Annotated in this window: 15 protein-coding genes and 1 tRNA gene; 7 read left to right on the forward strand and 9 right to left on the reverse strand. The window is 73.1% G+C overall.

What is annotated here, in order from left to right; all coding sequences use genetic code 11:
* Window positions 1–34 precede the first annotated feature (34 nt).
* The 3 genes from K3N28_RS12005 (at window position 35) to K3N28_RS12015 (ending at window position 2,929) form a co-directional block, all read left to right on the forward strand.
* Entirely contained in the window at window positions 35–1,630 is a 1,596-nt protein-coding gene (locus K3N28_RS12005) for a dolichyl-phosphate-mannose--protein mannosyltransferase (RefSeq protein ID WP_374209747.1), read from the forward strand.
* Between the two features lie 75 nt (window positions 1,631–1,705).
* Window positions 1,706–1,778, forward strand: a tRNA-Ala gene (locus tag K3N28_RS12010).
* A gap of 284 nt (window positions 1,779–2,062) precedes the next feature.
* On the forward strand, window positions 2,063–2,929 hold the full coding sequence (locus tag K3N28_RS12015; RefSeq protein WP_228092766.1) for a GNAT family N-acetyltransferase: 867 nt from the start codon (window positions 2,063–2,065) through the stop codon (window positions 2,927–2,929).
* Between the two features lie 204 nt (window positions 2,930–3,133).
* On the opposite strand, the gene K3N28_RS12020 is transcribed toward K3N28_RS12015, so the two are convergent.
* Window positions 3,134–3,898 (reverse strand): SDR family oxidoreductase, encoded by a 765-nt coding sequence (locus K3N28_RS12020; protein WP_228092767.1) that lies wholly within the window; start codon window positions 3,896–3,898, stop codon window positions 3,134–3,136.
* Window positions 3,899–3,969: 71 nt separating this feature from the next.
* Window positions 3,970–4,368, reverse strand: a complete 399-nt coding sequence (locus tag K3N28_RS12025) for an SgcJ/EcaC family oxidoreductase (protein WP_228092768.1) — start codon at window positions 4,366–4,368, stop codon at window positions 3,970–3,972.
* A gap of 92 nt (window positions 4,369–4,460) precedes the next feature.
* Between K3N28_RS12025 and K3N28_RS12030 the strand changes: the two genes are divergently transcribed.
* On the forward strand, window positions 4,461–5,123 hold the full coding sequence (locus tag K3N28_RS12030; protein WP_228092769.1) for a TetR/AcrR family transcriptional regulator: 663 nt from the start codon (window positions 4,461–4,463) through the stop codon (window positions 5,121–5,123).
* 188 nt (window positions 5,124–5,311) lie between these two features.
* On the opposite strand, the gene K3N28_RS12035 is transcribed toward K3N28_RS12030, so the two are convergent.
* Window positions 5,312–7,252, reverse strand: a complete 1,941-nt coding sequence (locus K3N28_RS12035) for a BTAD domain-containing putative transcriptional regulator (RefSeq protein ID WP_228092770.1) — start codon at window positions 7,250–7,252, stop codon at window positions 5,312–5,314.
* Window positions 7,253–7,352: 100 nt separating this feature from the next.
* Between K3N28_RS12035 and K3N28_RS12040 the strand changes: the two genes are divergently transcribed.
* Complete coding sequence (locus tag K3N28_RS12040; RefSeq protein WP_228092771.1) at window positions 7,353–8,231, forward strand: alpha/beta fold hydrolase; 879 nt, start codon at window positions 7,353–7,355, stop codon at window positions 8,229–8,231.
* A 13-nt stretch (window positions 8,232–8,244) separates the two neighbouring features.
* Here the strand turns inward: K3N28_RS12040 and K3N28_RS12045 are convergent, their stop codons facing one another.
* The gene (locus tag K3N28_RS12045) at window positions 8,245–8,829 is read right to left on the reverse strand and encodes a TetR/AcrR family transcriptional regulator (RefSeq protein WP_228092772.1); all 585 of its coding nucleotides are present in this window, start codon (window positions 8,827–8,829) and stop codon (window positions 8,245–8,247) included.
* Window positions 8,830–8,920: 91 nt separating this feature from the next.
* Here K3N28_RS12045 and K3N28_RS12050 point away from each other — a divergent pair, with 91 nt between their 5' ends.
* Window positions 8,921–9,763 carry an alpha/beta fold hydrolase gene (locus tag K3N28_RS12050; protein WP_228092773.1) on the forward strand — a complete coding sequence of 281 codons (843 nt, stop codon included), beginning with the start codon at window positions 8,921–8,923 and terminating at the stop codon, window positions 9,761–9,763.
* A 71-nt stretch (window positions 9,764–9,834) separates the two neighbouring features.
* Here the strand turns inward: K3N28_RS12050 and K3N28_RS12055 are convergent, their stop codons facing one another.
* The gene (locus tag K3N28_RS12055; protein WP_228092774.1) at window positions 9,835–10,779 is read right to left on the reverse strand and encodes a nucleoside hydrolase; all 945 of its coding nucleotides are present in this window, start codon (window positions 10,777–10,779) and stop codon (window positions 9,835–9,837) included.
* Between the two features lie 165 nt (window positions 10,780–10,944).
* Between K3N28_RS12055 and K3N28_RS12060 the strand changes: the two genes are divergently transcribed.
* Window positions 10,945–11,883, forward strand: a complete 939-nt coding sequence (locus K3N28_RS12060) for a hypothetical protein (protein ID WP_228092775.1) — start codon at window positions 10,945–10,947, stop codon at window positions 11,881–11,883.
* Here K3N28_RS12060 and K3N28_RS12065 read toward each other — a convergent pair.
* The 4 genes from K3N28_RS12065 to K3N28_RS12080 all read right to left on the reverse strand — a co-directional run bounded on the left by K3N28_RS12065 (window position 11,871) and on the right by K3N28_RS12080 (window position 17,456).
* On the reverse strand, window positions 11,871–12,575 hold the full coding sequence (locus tag K3N28_RS12065) for a helix-turn-helix domain-containing protein (RefSeq protein WP_228092776.1): 705 nt from the start codon (window positions 12,573–12,575) through the stop codon (window positions 11,871–11,873). The two genes, K3N28_RS12060 and K3N28_RS12065, sit on opposite strands and share 13 nt — an antisense overlap.
* 67 nt (window positions 12,576–12,642) lie before the next feature.
* A complete protein-coding gene (locus K3N28_RS12070; RefSeq protein WP_228092777.1) occupies window positions 12,643–13,542 on the reverse strand; it encodes an alpha/beta fold hydrolase in 900 nt (299 codons plus the stop codon).
* Between the two features lie 477 nt (window positions 13,543–14,019).
* Window positions 14,020–15,720, reverse strand: coding sequence for an ABC transporter ATP-binding protein (locus K3N28_RS12075; protein ID WP_228092778.1), 1,701 nt, complete (start codon window positions 15,718–15,720; stop codon window positions 14,020–14,022).
* 50 nt (window positions 15,721–15,770) lie between these two features.
* Complete coding sequence (locus tag K3N28_RS12080; RefSeq protein ID WP_228092779.1) at window positions 15,771–17,456, reverse strand: ABC transporter ATP-binding protein; 1,686 nt, start codon at window positions 17,454–17,456, stop codon at window positions 15,771–15,773.
* Window positions 17,457–17,552: the final 96 nt, after the last annotated feature.

Genomic DNA, 17,552 nt, shown 5'->3' on the forward strand with positions numbered 1-17,552 from the left:
TCCCCGGCGGGCCGCGGCCGGGAGGCCGACTCGGATGCCACCTGGCCGAAGCCGCCGTCCAGGCCTTAAACTCACCCCGGTGAGCGCCACCGCAGTCCGGCCCGAGCAGCCGCCCGCCTCCTGGCGGCCGACCCCGCTCCCCGGCCCCCTCCCCGCCGTCCGGTCACGCCTCACCGGCACCCTCCCGGACGACCGCCGCCGCGCCCTCTGGGTCACCCTCGTCGTCACCGCGATCGCGGCCGCGCTGCGGTTCATCGGCTTGAGCCACCCCAAGGGCCTCATCTTCGACGAGGTCTACTACGCGCAGGACGCCCACGCGATGCTCAGGCACGGCGTCGAATGGGACCCGGGCGCGGACGGCTCCGCGTACGTCGCCCACCCGCCGTTCGGCAAGTGGCTCATCGGCGCCGGCGAATGGGCGTTCGGCTACGACGAGGTCGGCTGGCGCATCGCCGCCGCCTTCGCCGGGGTCATCGGCGTCGCGATCCTCATCCGGCTCATGCGCCGCCTCACCGGCTCGACCCTCCTCGGCGGCACCGCCGGGCTCCTCCTCGCCGTCGAGGGCAGCCACCTGGTGCTCTCGCGGACGTCGCTGCTGGACATCTTCATCGCGACGCTCCTGCTCGGCGCGATGTACTGCCTCGTGCGCGACCGCGACTGGCGCCGCGCCGGATGGCTCGCCGCGATCGAGCACGGCCTCGACGCCGCCCGCCGCCGGCCCCGGCTCGGCCTGCCGTGGTGGCGGATCGCGTGCGCCGTGCTCCTCGGGCTCGCCATGGCCACCAAGTGGAGCGCACTGTGGTACATCATCGCGATCATCCTGCTCTTCATCGTGTGGGACTGGCGGCTGCGCGTCGACGTCGGCGCGCGCAAGCCCTTCCGCGACACGCTCATCTACGAGTTCGGGCAGAACCTGTGGTTCGGGATCCTCGCGATCGGCGTGTACGTCGTGTCGTGGACCGGCTGGTTCCTCAACGACACCGGCTCTTACCGGCACTGGCTCGCCGACCAGGGACGCAGCGAACCGCCCGTCGTGGGCGCGCTCGTGAACTGGTGGGAGTACCACATGAGCGTCCTCGACTTCCACGAAGGCCTGTCGTCGGAGCACGCCTACCAGTCGTGGCCGTGGCAGTGGCTGTTCGACCTGCGGCCCGTGGTCTTCTACTGGACCTCGGACGTCGAATGCGGCGCGGCCGACTGCGCCGGGGAGATCCTCCTGCTGGGGACGCCGCTGCTGTGGTGGACGTTCGTGCCCGCCGCGCTCGCGCTGCTGGCCTGGGCGCTGTACAAACGCGACTGGCGGGCCTGGTTCCTCCTGGCGGGCCTCGGCGCGGGCATCCTGCCGTGGTTCGCCTACCCGGAGCGGACGATGTTCTTCTTCTACGCCGCACCGGCCGTCCCGTTCTTCATCGGCGCGGTCACGTGGGGCCTGGGCATGATCGTGGGCCGCCACCGCCGCGGGGAGCTCTCGCCCGGCTCCCCGGAGCGCCGCCTCACGGGGGCGCTCATCGCCGGGGCGTTCCTCGCCGTCGTCGTCCTGTGCTTCGCGTACTTCTGGCCGATCTACACCGGTGAGCCGATCCCGCGCGAGGAATGGCAGGCCCGGATGTGGCTCGACTCCTGGATCTGACCAGCCGGACGAGACCGGGCCCACAACGCTCCCTCGCGGACCCCTGCCGCGCCTGTGCTAATGTTGTCGTCGCTCGGGGCTTTGGCGCAGTTGGTAGCGCGTCTCGTTCGCAATGAGAAGGTCAGGGGTTCGAATCCCCTAAGCTCCACCGATTCAGGGCCGGTCTCCCCTCACGGGAGACCGGCCCTGAACCCGTTCACGGCAGCGATGCGCCGCAGCGCCGGCCACCAATCCCGAGGCTTCCCCGCTTGCGAAGCGCCTCCCGTGTCGCCTGTCGGAGGCCTGCGCGCCGATCGCCGTCGTGACCGTGGAGGCGGTGCCGGGTCGTCCGGCGGAGAGGGGCCGCCGGCCGGGGGTTCGGCGTGGCGGCGATGGCCGACCAGCAGCGGAAAACCGTTGGACGCGTGGGGGTCGGCCGTGTTTGATCATGGCATGTCGATGTTGTTGAGCACACCGGATGCCGGCGATCTGGACGAGGTCGTGCGCGCGCTGGCGCAGTGGCGGCACGAAGGGGCCCCGATGCAACTGCATCCGGGGGACGTCGGCTACTACTGGCAGTTCGGCCCGGAGAAGACCGCCGCGGCGTTGCGAACATGGCGCCGTGAGGGCCGGATCCTCGCCGTCGGCCTGATCGACGGCCCCGAACTGGTGCGGCTGGCCGTCGCGCCGGAAGCGCAGGAGGACGAAGCGCTCGCCCGGCAGATGGCCGACGACGTGACGCGGCCCGAGCGCGGCGTACTGGCGGGGGACAAGGCCCATGTCGAAGCGCTCTGGCAGGGCCGGTTCCGGCAGGTGCTGCTCGACGACGGGTGGGAACCGGATGAACCGTGGATCCCGATGGCGCGCGACTTGAGCGGACCTGTGGCGGACAGCGGCCTGCGGATCGAGGCGGTCGGCCCCGAACGGGTCGAGGACCGGGTCGCGGTGCATCGCGGGGCGTTCGCCGGGTCGAAGTTCGACGCGGAGCGATGGCGGGCCATGGCCGCCGGGACGCCGTACGCCCACGCCCGATGCCTGGTCGGGTACAACGACCAGGGCGACGCGGTCGCGGCCACGACCGTCTGGTCGGCGGGCCCCGGCAGGCCCGGCCTGGTGGAACCCCTCGGCGTCCACGGCGACCATCAGGGCCACGGTTACGGCAGGGCGATCGCACTCGCCGCCGCGGCGGCCCTGCGCGACATGGGGGCGTCCAGCGCGACCGTGTGCGCCGAAGGTTCCAACGCAGCGGCCGTCGCCGCCTACCGCTCTGCCGGATTCCAACCGCAACCCGCGGTGCCGGACCTGCGCCGCGTCGGCTAGGGCGTCGCCGTGAAGCGATAGGCGTCCGGGCGAACCGGTGATGCAGCCGCGGATTCGGCCCCAGGCGGGCATCCGGCGAGATCGACGGCCGGGCGCCGCTGAGCGGACCGGCCTCCGCGGGGGCGGCTTAGCCGGGACGGCGGCGGAGGCCCGCGACTGCGGGCCTCCGCCGCCGTGTTCCCGTGGGTCGGTGAAGGCCGGCGCCTACCAGGGGAGCGGGCCGTCGGCGCTGTGGAAGCCGCCGGTCGGGCCGTCGCCCTCGAGCATGGCCAGGCGCACGATGGGCTCGGCCGCTTCGGCCGGGGTGAGGATGCCGGTGTTGCCGTTGATCTCGGTGTCGACGTAGCCGGGGGCGACGGCGTTGACCAGGATGCCCTCGGCGCGCAGTTCGTTGGCGTACTGGAGGGTGATCGCGTTCAATGCGGTCTTGGACGGCGAGTACGCCGCCGAGGGCAGGCCCGCGAGCGGGCCTGCGGGGTCGGCGTAGAGGGTCAGCGAGGCGGCGTGGCTGGTGAGGTTCACGATCCGGGCCGCCGCCGACCGGCGCAGGAGCGGCAGCATCGCGTTGGTGACGGCGATGACGCCGAAGACGTTCACCTCGAACACCTCCCGGACCACCCGCAGGTCGACCGCGCTGGGGACGCGGTCGACCGCGTCCTGCGGCGCGGCGTTCCCCGATCCGGAGATGCCGGCGTTGTTGACCAGCACGTCCAGGCGGCCGTAGCGGTCCGCGATCTGCTCGGCGGCCCGTCCGATCGTGTCCTGGTCGGTGACGTCGAGGGTGATCGCGTGCGCGTCACCGCCCGACGCGCGGATCCCGGCCGCGGCCGCTTCGCCGCGTCGGACCTCTCTCGATCCGATCAGGACGGTCATGCCCCGCGCCGCCAACTGTGCGGCGGTCGCGCGGCCGATGCCCTTGTTCGCGCCGGTGACCAGGGCGACGCCGTGCGGTGCGGTGGGCTCGTTCATGGTGGGACTCCTGTCTGTTGCGTGTCCGTGCCGTGATGACGGACGGGCGGGCGGGAATGTGACGAGGGGCCTCAGGCCGCGGGTCGCGGCGTGGTCTGGGCGAGGGTCACCCGCCATTCGCCGTCCTCTTTGACCAGCAGCATCGTGTAGGCCCCGGTGGTCGGCAGGCCGCCCTGCTCGTCCCGTTCGTCGTAGACGCGCTTGACCGCGCTCACGAGCGCGATGTCGGGCCGCGGGTAGCGGACGTCCTCGATCTCGAGGGCGGTGCGGACCTTCGCCAGCGGTGAGGCGAGCGCTGCCGCCATGGCCTCGGCCAGCTGCGCTCTGCCGAGTACGCGGCGGCCGGCGATGTTGACCACGACGGTCGTTTCGGCGTGGAGGGCGAGGAATCGCTCCGGGTCGCTCTGGTGCCGTTGGTACTCGGCGACGAGGTGTTCGACGGCGGCGCGTTCGGCGGTCTCGGTGCCCATCTCGGTTCCCTTCTCAATGAACGGAGTAAATCGATCCGTTTCGAATTTATATCGGAGTGATTCGCTCCGCAAGTTGGCGTACTATGAGCCGCATGACAGTCGAACGCCGGAAGGCCCCGCGTCAGGCCGAGGCCGAGCGCAACGATCGCGCCCTCCTGGAGGCGGCCCGCGCCGTCCTGGCCACCGACGGCGCCCACGCCTCAGTGGCCGCGATCGCCAAACGCGCCGGAGTCGGCATCGGCAGCCTCTACCGCCGCTACCCGACCAAAGAGGCCCTGTTCCAGCGGCTGCTCGACCTCGCGCTCGACCAGTACCTCGCCGCCGCCGAAGCCGCCCTGGCCGACCCCGACCCCTGGAACGGCCTGGCCGGCTACGTCACCACGGTGATCGAGTTCGCCGGCTCGCTCAGTCCCCTCGCGGGCATGCTCCCCCTCACCGAGGAGATCCGGGCGAAGGACCGGCGCGCCGGCGAAGCCGTCGCCGCCGTCGTGGCCCGCGCCCACGACGCCGGGGTGCTGCGCCCCGACGCCACCCGCCTCGACGTCGAGCTCCTCATCGAGCAGCTCGGCAGGTCCCCGCTGGTCGAACAGCTCGCCAAGCGCGGGCGCGGCGACCTCGACGCGGCCGCGGGCAGCGCCCGCGCGCGGATCATCGCCATCGCCCTGGACGGCCTGCGGGCCGCCGGGCACCCGCCGCTTCCGGGCGATCCGCCCGGCTACGAACTGTTCGCCGAACGCTGGGAACCGGCCAGTTGACCGGCCGGTGCAGAGCGGGACGGCGGGGAGCGCACCGACGACGCCGCAGGGCGCGGCTCCGATGAGGACGCTCACTGGCGCGGCGAGGCGGGAGACCTCGGCCCGCGCCTCGACGCCACCTGACCGCGCCGTGCCTCGACCGGCGGCGTCCCGGCGGTTTCGCCGGGGCGTTGTTCGTGGTGCCGGGCTCACTGTTGTGCGGCTATGGCGGCGTCCAGATCGGCCAGGTGCGATGCCACTGGGCCGGCGGTGAGCATGCCGCTGCCCGCGCCGGCCAGTTCGTTCACGGCGGGGGCCAGGGCCTCGCGGGCCTCATGGAGGCGGGCCAGGTCGCCCAGGTCGATCGCCGCACGGGCCGTCAGCGTCCACAGTGCTTCGAGTAGGAGGTCGTTCGGCGGTCGCGGGGTCCGCCGGAGGGCCTCCCCCGCGGCGTCGCGGTGGCCGTGGGCGGCGAGGAGGAGCGGGCGCGCCCACGGTTCGTACGGACCCCAGTCGGTGCCGTCAGGGAAGGCGGCCGGTTCGCCGTGTCGGACCCGCAGACACAGCAGCGCCAGGGCTTCCAGGCCGGTCTCGACGCCGGGCATGCCCGAGCCCTGGAGTCGCGCCGCGGCCTCGCGGTAGGCGGTTTCGGCGGCGGCGAACGAGTCGGTCGCGGCCGTTCGCATCGCCCGGTACCAGGCGGTGAAGACGCTCACCAGCGGGCGTTCGTGCCGGTCGGCGAGGGAGGCGGCCGCCGCGGCGTCCTCGTCGGCGGCGGTGAAGTCGGCGAGCGCGCTGCGCGCCTGCATCCGGATCAGGTGACCGAGGATCCCGAACGAGGCCAGGTCGTGGCGTGCGGCGAGGTCGACGAGCTCGGCGCCGATCGCACTCCGTTCGGGCGCCAGGCCGGCGCGATGGCACGACTGCATGAACACGCCGTTGAGCGCGAACGCCAGCAGCGCCGGATCGCGCAGCTCGCGGGCGATCCGCTCGGCCTCACGCGCGGCGGCGGCCTCGCGCGGGCCGCCCGTGCCCCGCGACTCCATCGCGATCGCCGCCAGCAGCCGCGCCTTGACGACCGGTGTGGCGTCGGGCCCCAGGGCCTTGAGCGTCCGGTCGGCCGCCGCGCGGAGCCACGCCGCCCGGGCCGGGTCGTCCGACCGCGTCCACACCGCCGGAACGTCGTAGGCGCCGATCACGCGAGCGGTCAACCGTGGATCGCCCAGCCGTTCAGCGGCCTCCACGGTGGCCACCCGCTGCCCGCCCGCCGTCTCCAGTCCGCCCGCGCCGGTCACCGCGAGACCGCGCAGCAGCCCCACGGTCGACTCGATCCGGGCACCCGCGCCGACCGACCTGACCTGCGTGAACGCCGTGGACGCCCGTTCCCAGAGGGCGTCGGCGCCCCCGGCGTCCGCGGTGTGGCGGAGCAGGTCGGTCTCCAGGCCCCGCAGCCGCCGACTCGGATCCAGGCCCAGTCGGTCGCGCAGCAGGCCGCTCGCCTTGCGCACGACCGCGAGCGCCTCCGCCTGCCGCCCGGACCGGTACAGCGCCAGCGCCAGCAGCCGCCACGTCTCCTCGCGCCACGGATGGGCGGACGCGTGCGCATCGAGGTCCGGCACCGCCTCGGCGGCGCGCCCGAGCGCGAGCAGCGCCTCGCCGCGCCGTTCGACCGCCGCCGACCGCAGCTCCTCCAGGCGACGCCGCTCGGCCGACACCCACGGCCGATCGCCCAGCTCGGCGTACGCCGGCCCGCGCCACCGCGCCAACGCCCCGTCGAGCATCGCGAACGCGTGATGCGAAGCGGCCGAAGCGCTCTCGGCCACCGCGCGCTCGAACCGCCGAGCGTCGACCGCCTCCGTCCGCAGCGCATAACCGGGACCGTCCGTGACCAGCAGCCGCGCCGGGCTCCGCGGCGGCCGGTCCGGTTCCAGCGCCCGCCGCAGGGCGGCGACGAACGTCCGCACCGCCCCGACCGCCCCCGCCGGCGGCTCCTCCCACAGGTCGTCCACGAGGCGGTCGACCGACACGACCCGGCCCTGCGCGGCGATCAGCCGGGCCAGCACCGCCCGATGCCGCGGCCCCTTCAGGTCCAGCGCCCGGCCCTCGCCGTCCCACGCCGCCACCGGCCCGAGCACCCCGAACTCGACCATGCACCGCCCCCTCGTCCGCTGCTCAACCTATCGCGCTCATCGGATGCTCATCGGCCGCAGCGACGCTGGACCGGTCCGTCCAGCATCCTGAGGAGCACCCATGACACCGGCCATTCCCGGCTTCGCCTACCAGCGCGTCCCCGTCGACGACGCGACGGCGCTCAACGTCGCGACCGGCGGCGCCGGCAGCCCCGTCGTGCTGCTGCACGGCTTCCCCCAGACCCACCTCATGTGGCGCCACGTCGCCGCCGACCTCGCCGCCGACCACACCGTGATCGTCCCGGACCTGCGCGGCTACGGCGCCAGCGACCGGCCCGCCGAGCAGGGCCCCGACACGTACGCCAAGCGCACCATGGCCCGCGACGTCGTCGCCCTCGCCGCACGGCTGGGCCACGAGCGGTTCGCGCTGGCCGGTCACGACCGCGGTGCGCTCGTCGCCTTCCGCGCCGCACTCGACCATCCCGGCGTCGTCACGCACCTGGCGGTCCTCGACGTCCTGCCGACGCTGGACATGTGGGAGGTCCTCCGCGGCGCCGACGCGGCGGTCGCCTTCCACCTGTATCTGATGGCGCAGCCGCCGGGCCTGCCGGAGCGGATGATCGCCGCCGAGGCGGACGCGTTCTTCGGGCATTTCCTCGACGCCTGGACCAAGGACCCCGACGCCGTTCCGCCGCGGATCCGAGCCGCCTACCTGCGGGCGTCGGCGGCGGCCGTGCCGTCGATCGTCGCCGACTACCGCGCTTCGGCGGGCGTCGACGTCGAGCACGACCGGGCCGACCGGGACGCGGGCCGGCGACTGGCCATGCCGGTCACGGTGATCCAGCAGGACTGGGGCGCGGCGCTCGGCTACGACGCCGCCGCGTTGTGGCGCGGGTGGGCCGACGACCTCGACCACCGCACGACGGCGGCGGGCCATTTCATGGCCGAGGAGACGCCCGCCGACATCGCGGCCGCGCTCAGGGCCCTGCTGGCGAGGTGAGGCCGAGCGGGTCCTAGGCCGCCGCTCGGCCCGCGTCCGGTGCGAGTGCCGCGTCGAGGAGCGTGGCGGCGGCCGCGCGGGCCTGGGCCGCCGCCTCCGGGCCGCCCAGGATCGCGGCCGTCGTCTGCGCCCCCTCGGCGAGGATCGCGATCTGCGGAGCGAGCGCCGCAGGGGCCCCGGCGTCCCGGACCAGCGCGGCCACATAGTCGGCGAACGCCTGCTTCTGTTCGCGGACGGTCCGCCGCACGTCGTCGGAGCCGCCGCTCAGCTCGCCGAACACGTTGATGAAGGCGCATCCGTGGAAGTCGGGCTCGCGGAACCAGGCGTCGAGGAAGTCGAAGATCGCCAGGAGCTTCGCGCGGGCGGTGTGCGCCTGCGCGGCGCCGGCGGCGAGGCCGGCGTTCCACTGCGCCCTGCGGTGGCGCAGGACCGCGACGGTGAGGTCGTCCTTGGAGGGGAACAGGGAGTAGATGCGTTTGAGCGAGACGCCGGCCTCGGCCCGGACCGCGTCCATCCCGACCGCTTGGACGCCGCGGGCGTAGAAGAGCCGGTCGGCGGCCTCGACTATTCGCTTCCGCGCCTCGGTGTCGTCGATCATAGTCACCCTCCTTACCATGAGAACGTTCGTTCTCTATAGTAGTCTCCATACGAGGAGAACGATCGTTCTCCACTGGGAAGGGATTACGACCATGGCCACCATCACCGTCGGCACCGAGAACAGCGCCCCGATCGAGCTCTACTACGAAGACCACGGCACCGGGCAGCCGATCGTCCTCATCCACGGCTACCCGCTCGACGGCCACAGCTGGGAACGCCAGTCCCGCGAACTCATCGCCGCCGGCCACCGCGTCATCACCTACGACCGGCGCGGCTTCGGCCAGTCCAGCAAGGTCGGCGAGGGCTACGACTACGACACCTTCGCCGCCGACCTCGACACGCTGCTCGAGACGCTCGACCTGCGCGACGTCATCCTCGTCGGCTTCTCCATGGGCACCGGCGAACTCGCCCGCTACGTCAACCGCCATGGCCACGAGCGCGTCGCGAAGCTCGCCTTCCTCGCCTCGCTCGAACCGTTCCTCGTCCAGCGCGACGACAACCCCGAAGGCGTCCCGCAGGAGGTCTTCGACGGCATCGCCAAGGCCGCCCGCGACGACCGCTACGCCTGGTTCACCCAGTTCTACAAGGACTTCTACAACCTCGACGAGCACCTCGGCGGCAGGATCAGCCAAGAGGTCGTCACCGCCAACTGGCACACCGCCACGACGTCCGCGCCCGTCGCCGCCTACGCGGTCGTCGACGCGTGGATCGAGGACTTCCGCGAGGACGTCGAGGCGGTCCGCGCCGCAGCGAAGCCCACGCTGATCCTCCACGGCACCGAGGACAACATCCTGCCGATCGACGTGACCGGACGCCGCTTCCACCAGGCCGTCCCCGACGCCGAATACGTCGAGATCGAAGGCGCGCCGCACGGCCTGCTGTGGACGCACGCCTCGGAGGTCAACGAGGCGCTGCTCGGCTTCGTCAAGGCCTAACCGCGGCGACGCTCCGGCGGGGCGCGGCGCGAGAGCCGCGCCCCGCCGGAGCGTCCGGTCTCACCGGCAGGTCAGCCCGCCCCCAGCGCGGTCTCGAGGAAGTCCCGGTACACGTCGGCCGACGCTCGCAGCGCGACCGTGGCGTTCGGCGGCTCCGGACACCACGGCCGGGTGTCCACGACGAGCTCGCCGACGGTGCGGTCGCCCATCGTCTCGACGCTCACGAACGCGCGGACCCGCTCGGTGACCACGTCCGGCCGCGCCAGGTAGGCGACGCACAGCGGGTCGTGGACCGGCGCGGCCCGTTCGGCGGTCGCCTGGTCGTGGTCGAGGCGGTGCCGGATGAGCGTCGCGGCGCCCCGAGCGGCGGGGGTGCCGATCCGCTCGAACGCGTCGCAGTCCGCATCGGTGAGCGGCGCGCTGTGCGTCGCGTCCAACGGGACGATGACGACCTCGCGGACGCCGGCGCTCAAGACCGCCTGCGCCGCCTCCGGATCCGCCCAGAAGTTGAACTCGGCCGCAGCGGTCACGTTGCCGTTCCCGTGCGCCCCGCCCATGACGACCAGCCGCGGGATCCGCTCGGCCAGACGCGGCTCCGACGCGAGCGCGACCGCGACATTCGTCAGCGGCCCGGTCGCCACGAGCGTCACGTCGGCGTAGGCGTCGTCCAAGTACGCGCCGACGAGGAAGTCGGCCGCCGTCCCGGTCTCGACGGCCGAAGCCGCCTCGGGGAAACCGAGGCCGGCCATCTGGAAGTCGCTGTCCCGGTTCAGGACCTCGCGCGGGATCGGGAGGTCCGGCCGAATGAACGGCCGGTCCGCGCCCGCGTAGACGGGCACCCGGGCGCCGACGTGGTCGAGCGCCCCCAACGTGTTCGCGACGACGTGGTCGAGCGCGACGTTGCCGTTGACCGTCGTGACGGCGACCAGCTCCAGATCGGGATGCCCGACCGCCGCGAAGATCGCGACCGCATCGTCCGAGCCGGTGTCGCAGTCGAGAATGAACCTGGTGGACAACACGACTCCCCGCTGCTCGAAGGCCCCGACCGGCACGCCCGACGCGACCGCGACGACTGTAACAAGGCGGCGGCGACGACCGCACGGCGATTTGTCGCGGCCGCGGCTCCGGGAAGTCCGTTCCGTTCAAGACGACCGGGCCGCCCCGGCCATAGCGTGGGGGACATGCCACGAATCACCGACACCATGCTCGAACGGGCGGCCGAGTTCATCTGGCTCCAAGGCGGCGCCCTCGACCAGCACCGGATGGCCCTGTTCCTCGGCGACGGCGACCGGGACGCCCTGCGGACGGCGCTCGCCGCCCACCGGACCGCGGACGGCGGATTCGCCTACGCGATCGAACCGGACGTGAAAGGCCCTGAGCCGCAACCGCTCTCAGTCATGAGCGCCCTCGCGGTCCTCGACGAGGCCGACGCGCTCGACCAGGCCGCCGCCGAGCCGATCTGCGACTGGCTCACACGGCACACCACCCCGGACGGCGGCGTCCCCGACCTGCTCCCGAGCATCGCCGCCTATCCGCGACCGCCCTGGGTCGAGCCGTCGCCGCAGGACCGCGGCGGCCTGCTCACCACCGCCCGGACCACCGGGCTGCTCCTCCGGCACGGCATCGAGCACCCGTGGATCGACGGGGCGACCGCCTTCTGCCGCAAAGCGATCAGCGCACTGGAGACCACGCACCCGTACGAGGTCTTCAGCATCGTCGCGTTCCTCGACAGCGTCTCCCAGGACCGCGGCCACAATCGTCACCACGACCGGGACTGGGCGGCGGCCGAGGCCGAGCGGATCGGGGCGCTCGTCCGGGACACCGGGCTCGTCCTGCTCGACCCGGCGAACCCGGACCGGCTCACGCCGCCGCCCGGGTACGCGATCGCGGAGTTCAGCTTCCCCTGCGATTTCGCGCCGTCGCCGCAGAGCCTCGCGGCCGAGTGGTTCACCGAGGAGGAAATGCGCGCCGCGCTCGACCACCTCGTGTCCGAACAGCGCGAGGACGGCGGCTGGCCGATCCACTACCGGATCTGGAGCCCCGCGATCGAGCAGCAGGCCCGGCCCGGGTTCACGCTCGCGGCGCTGCGGACCCTCCGGGCGTGGGATCAGTCGGCCTGAGCCGCGAGCTCGCGCGGGGGCGCGCCCGACCAGCGCCGCATCTGACGGCTCAGATGCGCCTGGTCGGCGTAACCCTGCTCGGCCGCGATACGACTCCAGTCGGCCCCAGGCCCGGCGGCGGCGAGGGAGCGGCGGAACCGCAGGATCTGCTCCAGCGTCTTCGGGCCGTACCCGGCCGCGGCGACGACGCGGCGGCGGAGCTGACGCTCGGAATAGCCCAGTTCGCGGGCGAGAACGCCGATGCCCGGCGGGCGGGGGCGGTCCAGGGCTTCCGCGACGGCGACCGCGACGGGATCGGGGCGGTGCGCTCCCAACCGGGCGGTCAACGCCGCGGCCAAGGCGCCGGCCGCGCGCCACGGGTCGGACGCCGCGGCGAGCCGGTCCTCCAGACGCCGGACCTCCCCGCCCCAGAGCAGGTCCAGGCCCGGTTGGGCATCGCGCACGGCCGTCGCCGGGACCTCGCCCAGCAGCGGACGTGCCGCGCCCGGCCGCAGCCGCACCCCGCAGATCAGCTCACCGGGTGCGAGCGGGACCCGGCGATGGCCCGTGTCCGGTCCGGCGATCTCGAGCCTCCCGTTGCGCCACAGCAGGTCGAGGCACCCGTCGGGGACCACGCGGGCGTCGGTCGCGCCGGAGCCCGGAGCGCGGCGGACCCACAGGCACGCCGACCACGGGCCCAAGGCCCCTCCCACGGGACGCTCCTCGTACCTCGCCGCACCGGCCACCCCTCCAACGTAACGCCGGGGACCGACACCGGTCTCAGACGGCGAGAGGGATCCGACGCAGGTCCTCAACGACCGTGGCATAGGGGAGGCCGTCGAGGGGCTCGTCGGCGAAGAAGCGGGCCATGAGGTCGACGAGTTCGTTCGGCCGCTCCAAGTGAATGAGATGGTCGGCGCGGGCCAGCTCCACGTACCAGCTCTCGGGGCACGAGAACGCGAGCTCGCGGCACAGCGCGGGCGGCGTGAGCGTGTCGTGCTCGCCCGTGGTGAAGAGCGTCGGCACCGCCGGCGGAACCGACGTGTCGATGAGGTCCCGGGCGAGCAGCCGATGCGTGTTGGCGACGAACTTCGCGAGGTCCTCCTCGTCGGCGGCGCCGAAACGCATCGACAGGACGCGGTGCACGACGGCCTTCGCGGCGATGTCCGGGTGCGGGCTCATGAGCGCGTCCACCGCCGCGGGCCCGAACTGCTCGCGCGGCCCCGACTCGGCCAGCGCGACGGCGGCGCGCATCATCGGACGCGACGCCTCCGGGATGACGCCCATCGTCCCCGCGAGCACCATCCGGGCGATCCGCTCGGGATGGGTCTGCGCCAGCCGGTAGCCGACCGAGGAGCCGTACGAGCCCGCGAACAGGTTGACCCGTTCGACCCCCAGGTCGTCGAGCAGACGCACCAGCGCCTGAGCGGGGATGTCCGGACCGAGATAGGGCGGCAGCAGGTCGGCCCGGCCCCAACCGGGCAGGTCCGGGCAGATCACGTCGGCGAACGCGAGCAGCCCCTGCTCGACCCGGCCCCAGTCCTCTTTGCGGTGCAGGGCCCCGCCGACGAGCACCACCGGATCCAGGCGCGGCGTCTCCGAGCGGGTCCGGCGCGACCAGAACGTGTACCCGGCCAGGCGGTGCTTATCGGTGGTCGCGGGGATGGCATTGCGCGGCATGGAGGCTCCCGTTCGAGGTTCGCGGCACGCCTGACGGTGCCGGAGATACGGGAGATCACCCTAGTAGCCCAAATGCGAATTTCTGGTATTTTGCCCGAGAGGCGAGCGTATGTCCGTCATCTGAGTGACCGGCGGGTTCACGGGCCGGGACCATGGGCTCACCGCCGATACCCGTCGGCCCGGCCCCACAGATCCGCTCCGGCCCGGAAACCGGGCCGGAGGGGCGCGTCCTCGACTGCCACGCGGGCCGAGAGGCCCGCCGCAGGCGCGGCCCCGCAGGCGGCTGCTCGGCAACTCCACGAGCCGAAGGACCGGCCCGCCGCCGACGCAGCCCCGCAGGCGACTGCTCGGCAACGCGACTCCGCCGACCGAGGGACCGACCCGCCGAAGACACGGCCCGCGTCCACTCACCAGAGCCGACCGGCCTTCGCCGATGCGACCGACCCCCTTCGCGGACCCGACCGGCCCCCAGCCCTGCTACACCGCGACGCCCTTCCACGCCCCCCACAGGCTCGCATACGCGCCGCCCGACTCGAGCAGCTCCGCGTGGCTGCCCTCCTCCACGATGCGGCCGTCCTGCACCACCGCGATCCGGTCGGCCGACTCGGCCGCCTGGAGCTGATGCGCGATCGCGATGACCGTGCGGCCGTCCAACGCCGCCGCGAGCGACGCCTCCACATTCCCCGCGCTGCCCGGATCGATCCCCGCGGTCGCCTCGTCCAGGATCACCACGTCCGGATCCGCGAGAATCACCCGCGCCAACGCCAACTGCTGCGCCTCCGCCAGATTCAACCGGTGGTGCTCCTCGCCGAGCATCGTGTCCAAACCCTCGGGCAGATCCGCCGCCCACCGCGCGTCGACGGCGGCGAGCGCCCCCAGCAACGCCTCGTCCCCGGCCTCGGGCGCCGCCAAGTTGAGATTCTCCCGCAGCGACGCAGTGAAGATGTAATGCTCCTGCGTCACCAGGACCACCTTGCGGCGCAGCACTTCCAAGGGAACATCCGCCACGGGCGCACCGCCGAGCGTCACCGAACCGGCCCGAGGCCGGTCGATCCCCGCGATGAGCCGCGCGATCGTCGACTTCCCCGCACCTGACGGGCCCACCACCACCAGGCGCTCCCCGCGCCGCGGGTGCAGACTCAAACCGTGCAGCACGTCCGGGCCGTCGCCGTACCCGAACGTCACGTCGTCCAAGCGCACCTCCGCACCCGACGGGACCGCGTCCCGGACCTCGTCCGGCATGAGATGCACGCCCTCCACACGGGCCATCGCCGCCCCGCCCATCTGGAACTCGCTGAGCGACAGCATCGACCGGAACACCGGGCCGTCCAGACGCAACGTCAGCATCGCCACCGCCACGACCTCGCCCACCGTCACCGCACCGTCCAAATACCACAGGCCGCCCACGACCGTCACGACCACCGCCGGCGTCAGGAACGTCAGGTCCGTCGCCGGGAAGAACCAGGTCTGCAACCGGATGATGCCCCTGAGCCGGTCCATGTGCGTCGCCGCCCGCGCATACCCGGCCTCGCCGCGCTCGGCCTGCATCCGGTAGGCCGCCACCGTCTGCGAACCCGCCGCCGACGCCGTCGTCGTCTCGGCGATCTCGCTCATCGCCGCCCGCTCGCTCAAGAACACCGGACTCGCCAGACGCAGATAGCGGCGCGCCGCGAACACCAGCATCGGCATGCCCACCAGGAACAGCAGCCCGAGCTTCCAATTGACCACGAACGCCGCCACGATGATCACCGTGCCCTCGATCATCGCCACCGCCACCTCCGGCGCGGTCTTGCGCAGCAGCTCCGCGACCGCCCCCACATCACCCGCCGTGCGCGTCGCCAGGTCGCCGGTCCCGGCGCGCTCCACCGTGCCCAGCGGCAGACGCAGCACCCGGTCGATGAACGACTCGCGCAGACGCGCCGCAGCGCGCTCCCCGAGCCGGTAGCCCAGGCGACGGCCGGTGCGCAGGAGCACCAGCTGCAGCACCACGCACGCCACGATCGCCCCGCACACCAAGTCCACACGAGACGCCGTCCAACCGGTGCCGATCCCGTCGATCACCTCGCCCAGCATCACCGGCAGCGCCGCGCCCGCCCCCGCGGCCAACACGTACAGGACCACGACGACCGCGAACGCACGGCGGTCGGCGAGGACCAGACGCTTGATCGCCTCGAACATCGCGGCCCGGCCGGCGACCGGCAGGCGAGCGGCAGTGGGGTCGGTGCTCATCAGGACTCCTGCCTGGACGTGAGGGATCGGTACTCGTCTTGCAGCGACAGCTCGGCGTGGGACCCCACGGCGCGGACCTTGCCGTCCACCATCCAGGCGACCTGGTCGGCACGCGCCAGCCACAGCGGGGAGGCCGTCACCACCGCGGTCGCGCGGCCCGCCCGAGCGGCGGACATGCGCTCGGCGATGAGCGACTCGGTGTGGGCGTCGACCGCCGAGGTCGGCTCGACCGCGAGGAGGACCTCCGCGTCGGCCGCGAGCGCCCGGGCGAGCCGCAGGCGCTGGCGCTGGCCGCCGGAGAGGTTCCTGCCGCCGTTGGTGACCTCGCCGTCGAGCGTGGACCCGAGGCTGGAGTACACGTCCGCGGCGCAGGCGGCTTCGATCGCGGCGAGCGCGCGGGGCTCGTCGACGCGGAGCGTCTCACCGAGGGTCTGGGCGAACAGGTAGTCCTCGCGAAGCAGCAGGATCCGCTCGCGGACCTCCTCCAACGCCAGGTCGGCGAGCTTCGTGCCGCCCCACTCGGCCCCGGACTCGCGGTAGCGGGACAGGCGCTCCATCGCGGCCTCGGCCGGCTTGGCCTCGGCGCTGACGACGACGGTGAGCCGACCCGGTTCGATCGCCAGGCCCGACTCGGGGTCGCGCAGCGCACCGGCCGCCCCGCGGGCGGCGCCCTCGTCGGCGATGTCGCTTCTGGTGGCGAAGAACGCGGTGAGCCGCCGCGAGGCGACCTGCGCGGCGATCACGGCCTGGGCCATGCCGATCATGGCCCCGGAGTGCTGCGCCACGAGCGCGGTGACGCCGAACGCGGCCGACAGTTCGCCCACGGTGATCGATTCGCGCAACGCCAGCCGGGCCCCGACCCACGTCACGGCCGCGATCAGCGCCAGCGGCAGGCTCGCGCGCAGCCCCTGGACCCACGAATCGGCCGTCGCGACGCCGTACCCGGCCTCCCGCAGGTTCGTCGAGGCTTCCTTGTAACGGCGGGAGAACTGGGCCTCCCCGCCGACCCCGCGCAGCACGCGGAGCCCGCCGACGACGTCGGTGGCCTGGCCGGTGAGCGTGGCGACCGAGGAGCGGTAGGCGATCTGGTGGTGCTGCAGCCGGCTGAGCACGGGCCCGACGACGCACCCGATGAACAGCACCCCGCCGGCCGCGACCGCCCCGAGGGCCGGGCTGGCGTTCCACAGCAGCGCCGAACCCACGCCCAACATGACCAGGCCCATCCAGCCGAAACCGAGCTGGAAGATGAACGAACCGGTCTTGTGAGCGTCCTCAGTGGAGAGATTCACCATCTCCCCGGGGGAGACCGCCCCGCGCACGCCGGTCCCGGCCCGGTTGAGATGGTCGGTCAGGTTCCGCACCGTGCGCACCCGCGCGTGCGACTCGGCCATGAACAGGGCCCGATACCCGCCCACGAACACCCACGACGACGCGACCGCCACGACGACGAGCACGATCGACCAGGGCAGCAGCGGCTCGACAGTCCTCGCGACGAGCACCTCGTCGATGATCTTGGAGATCGTCCACGGCAGCAGGATCCAGGCCGTGCCCGAAAGGCTCAGCAAGATGAACCCGAGGGTGACCAGGCCCGTCTGTGCTCGGGCGACATACCACAAGTACCGCCAGGGATCGGCGGGGATGTCCGAGGGGGACAGCGCGGGAGGGCGCAGCGGGTTCGGGTTCACAACTCTCAAACGTAAGCGCGCTGCTAGCCGAGCGGCAAGGTGTTATTCGACTCTGGCTGGTGTGATGAGGCCCGCAGCGCGGGCGGTGCATGGTGC

Source organism: Glycomyces sp. TRM65418, assembly GCF_019710475.1.
Lineage (GTDB): Bacteria > Actinomycetota > Actinomycetes > Mycobacteriales > Micromonosporaceae > Glycomyces.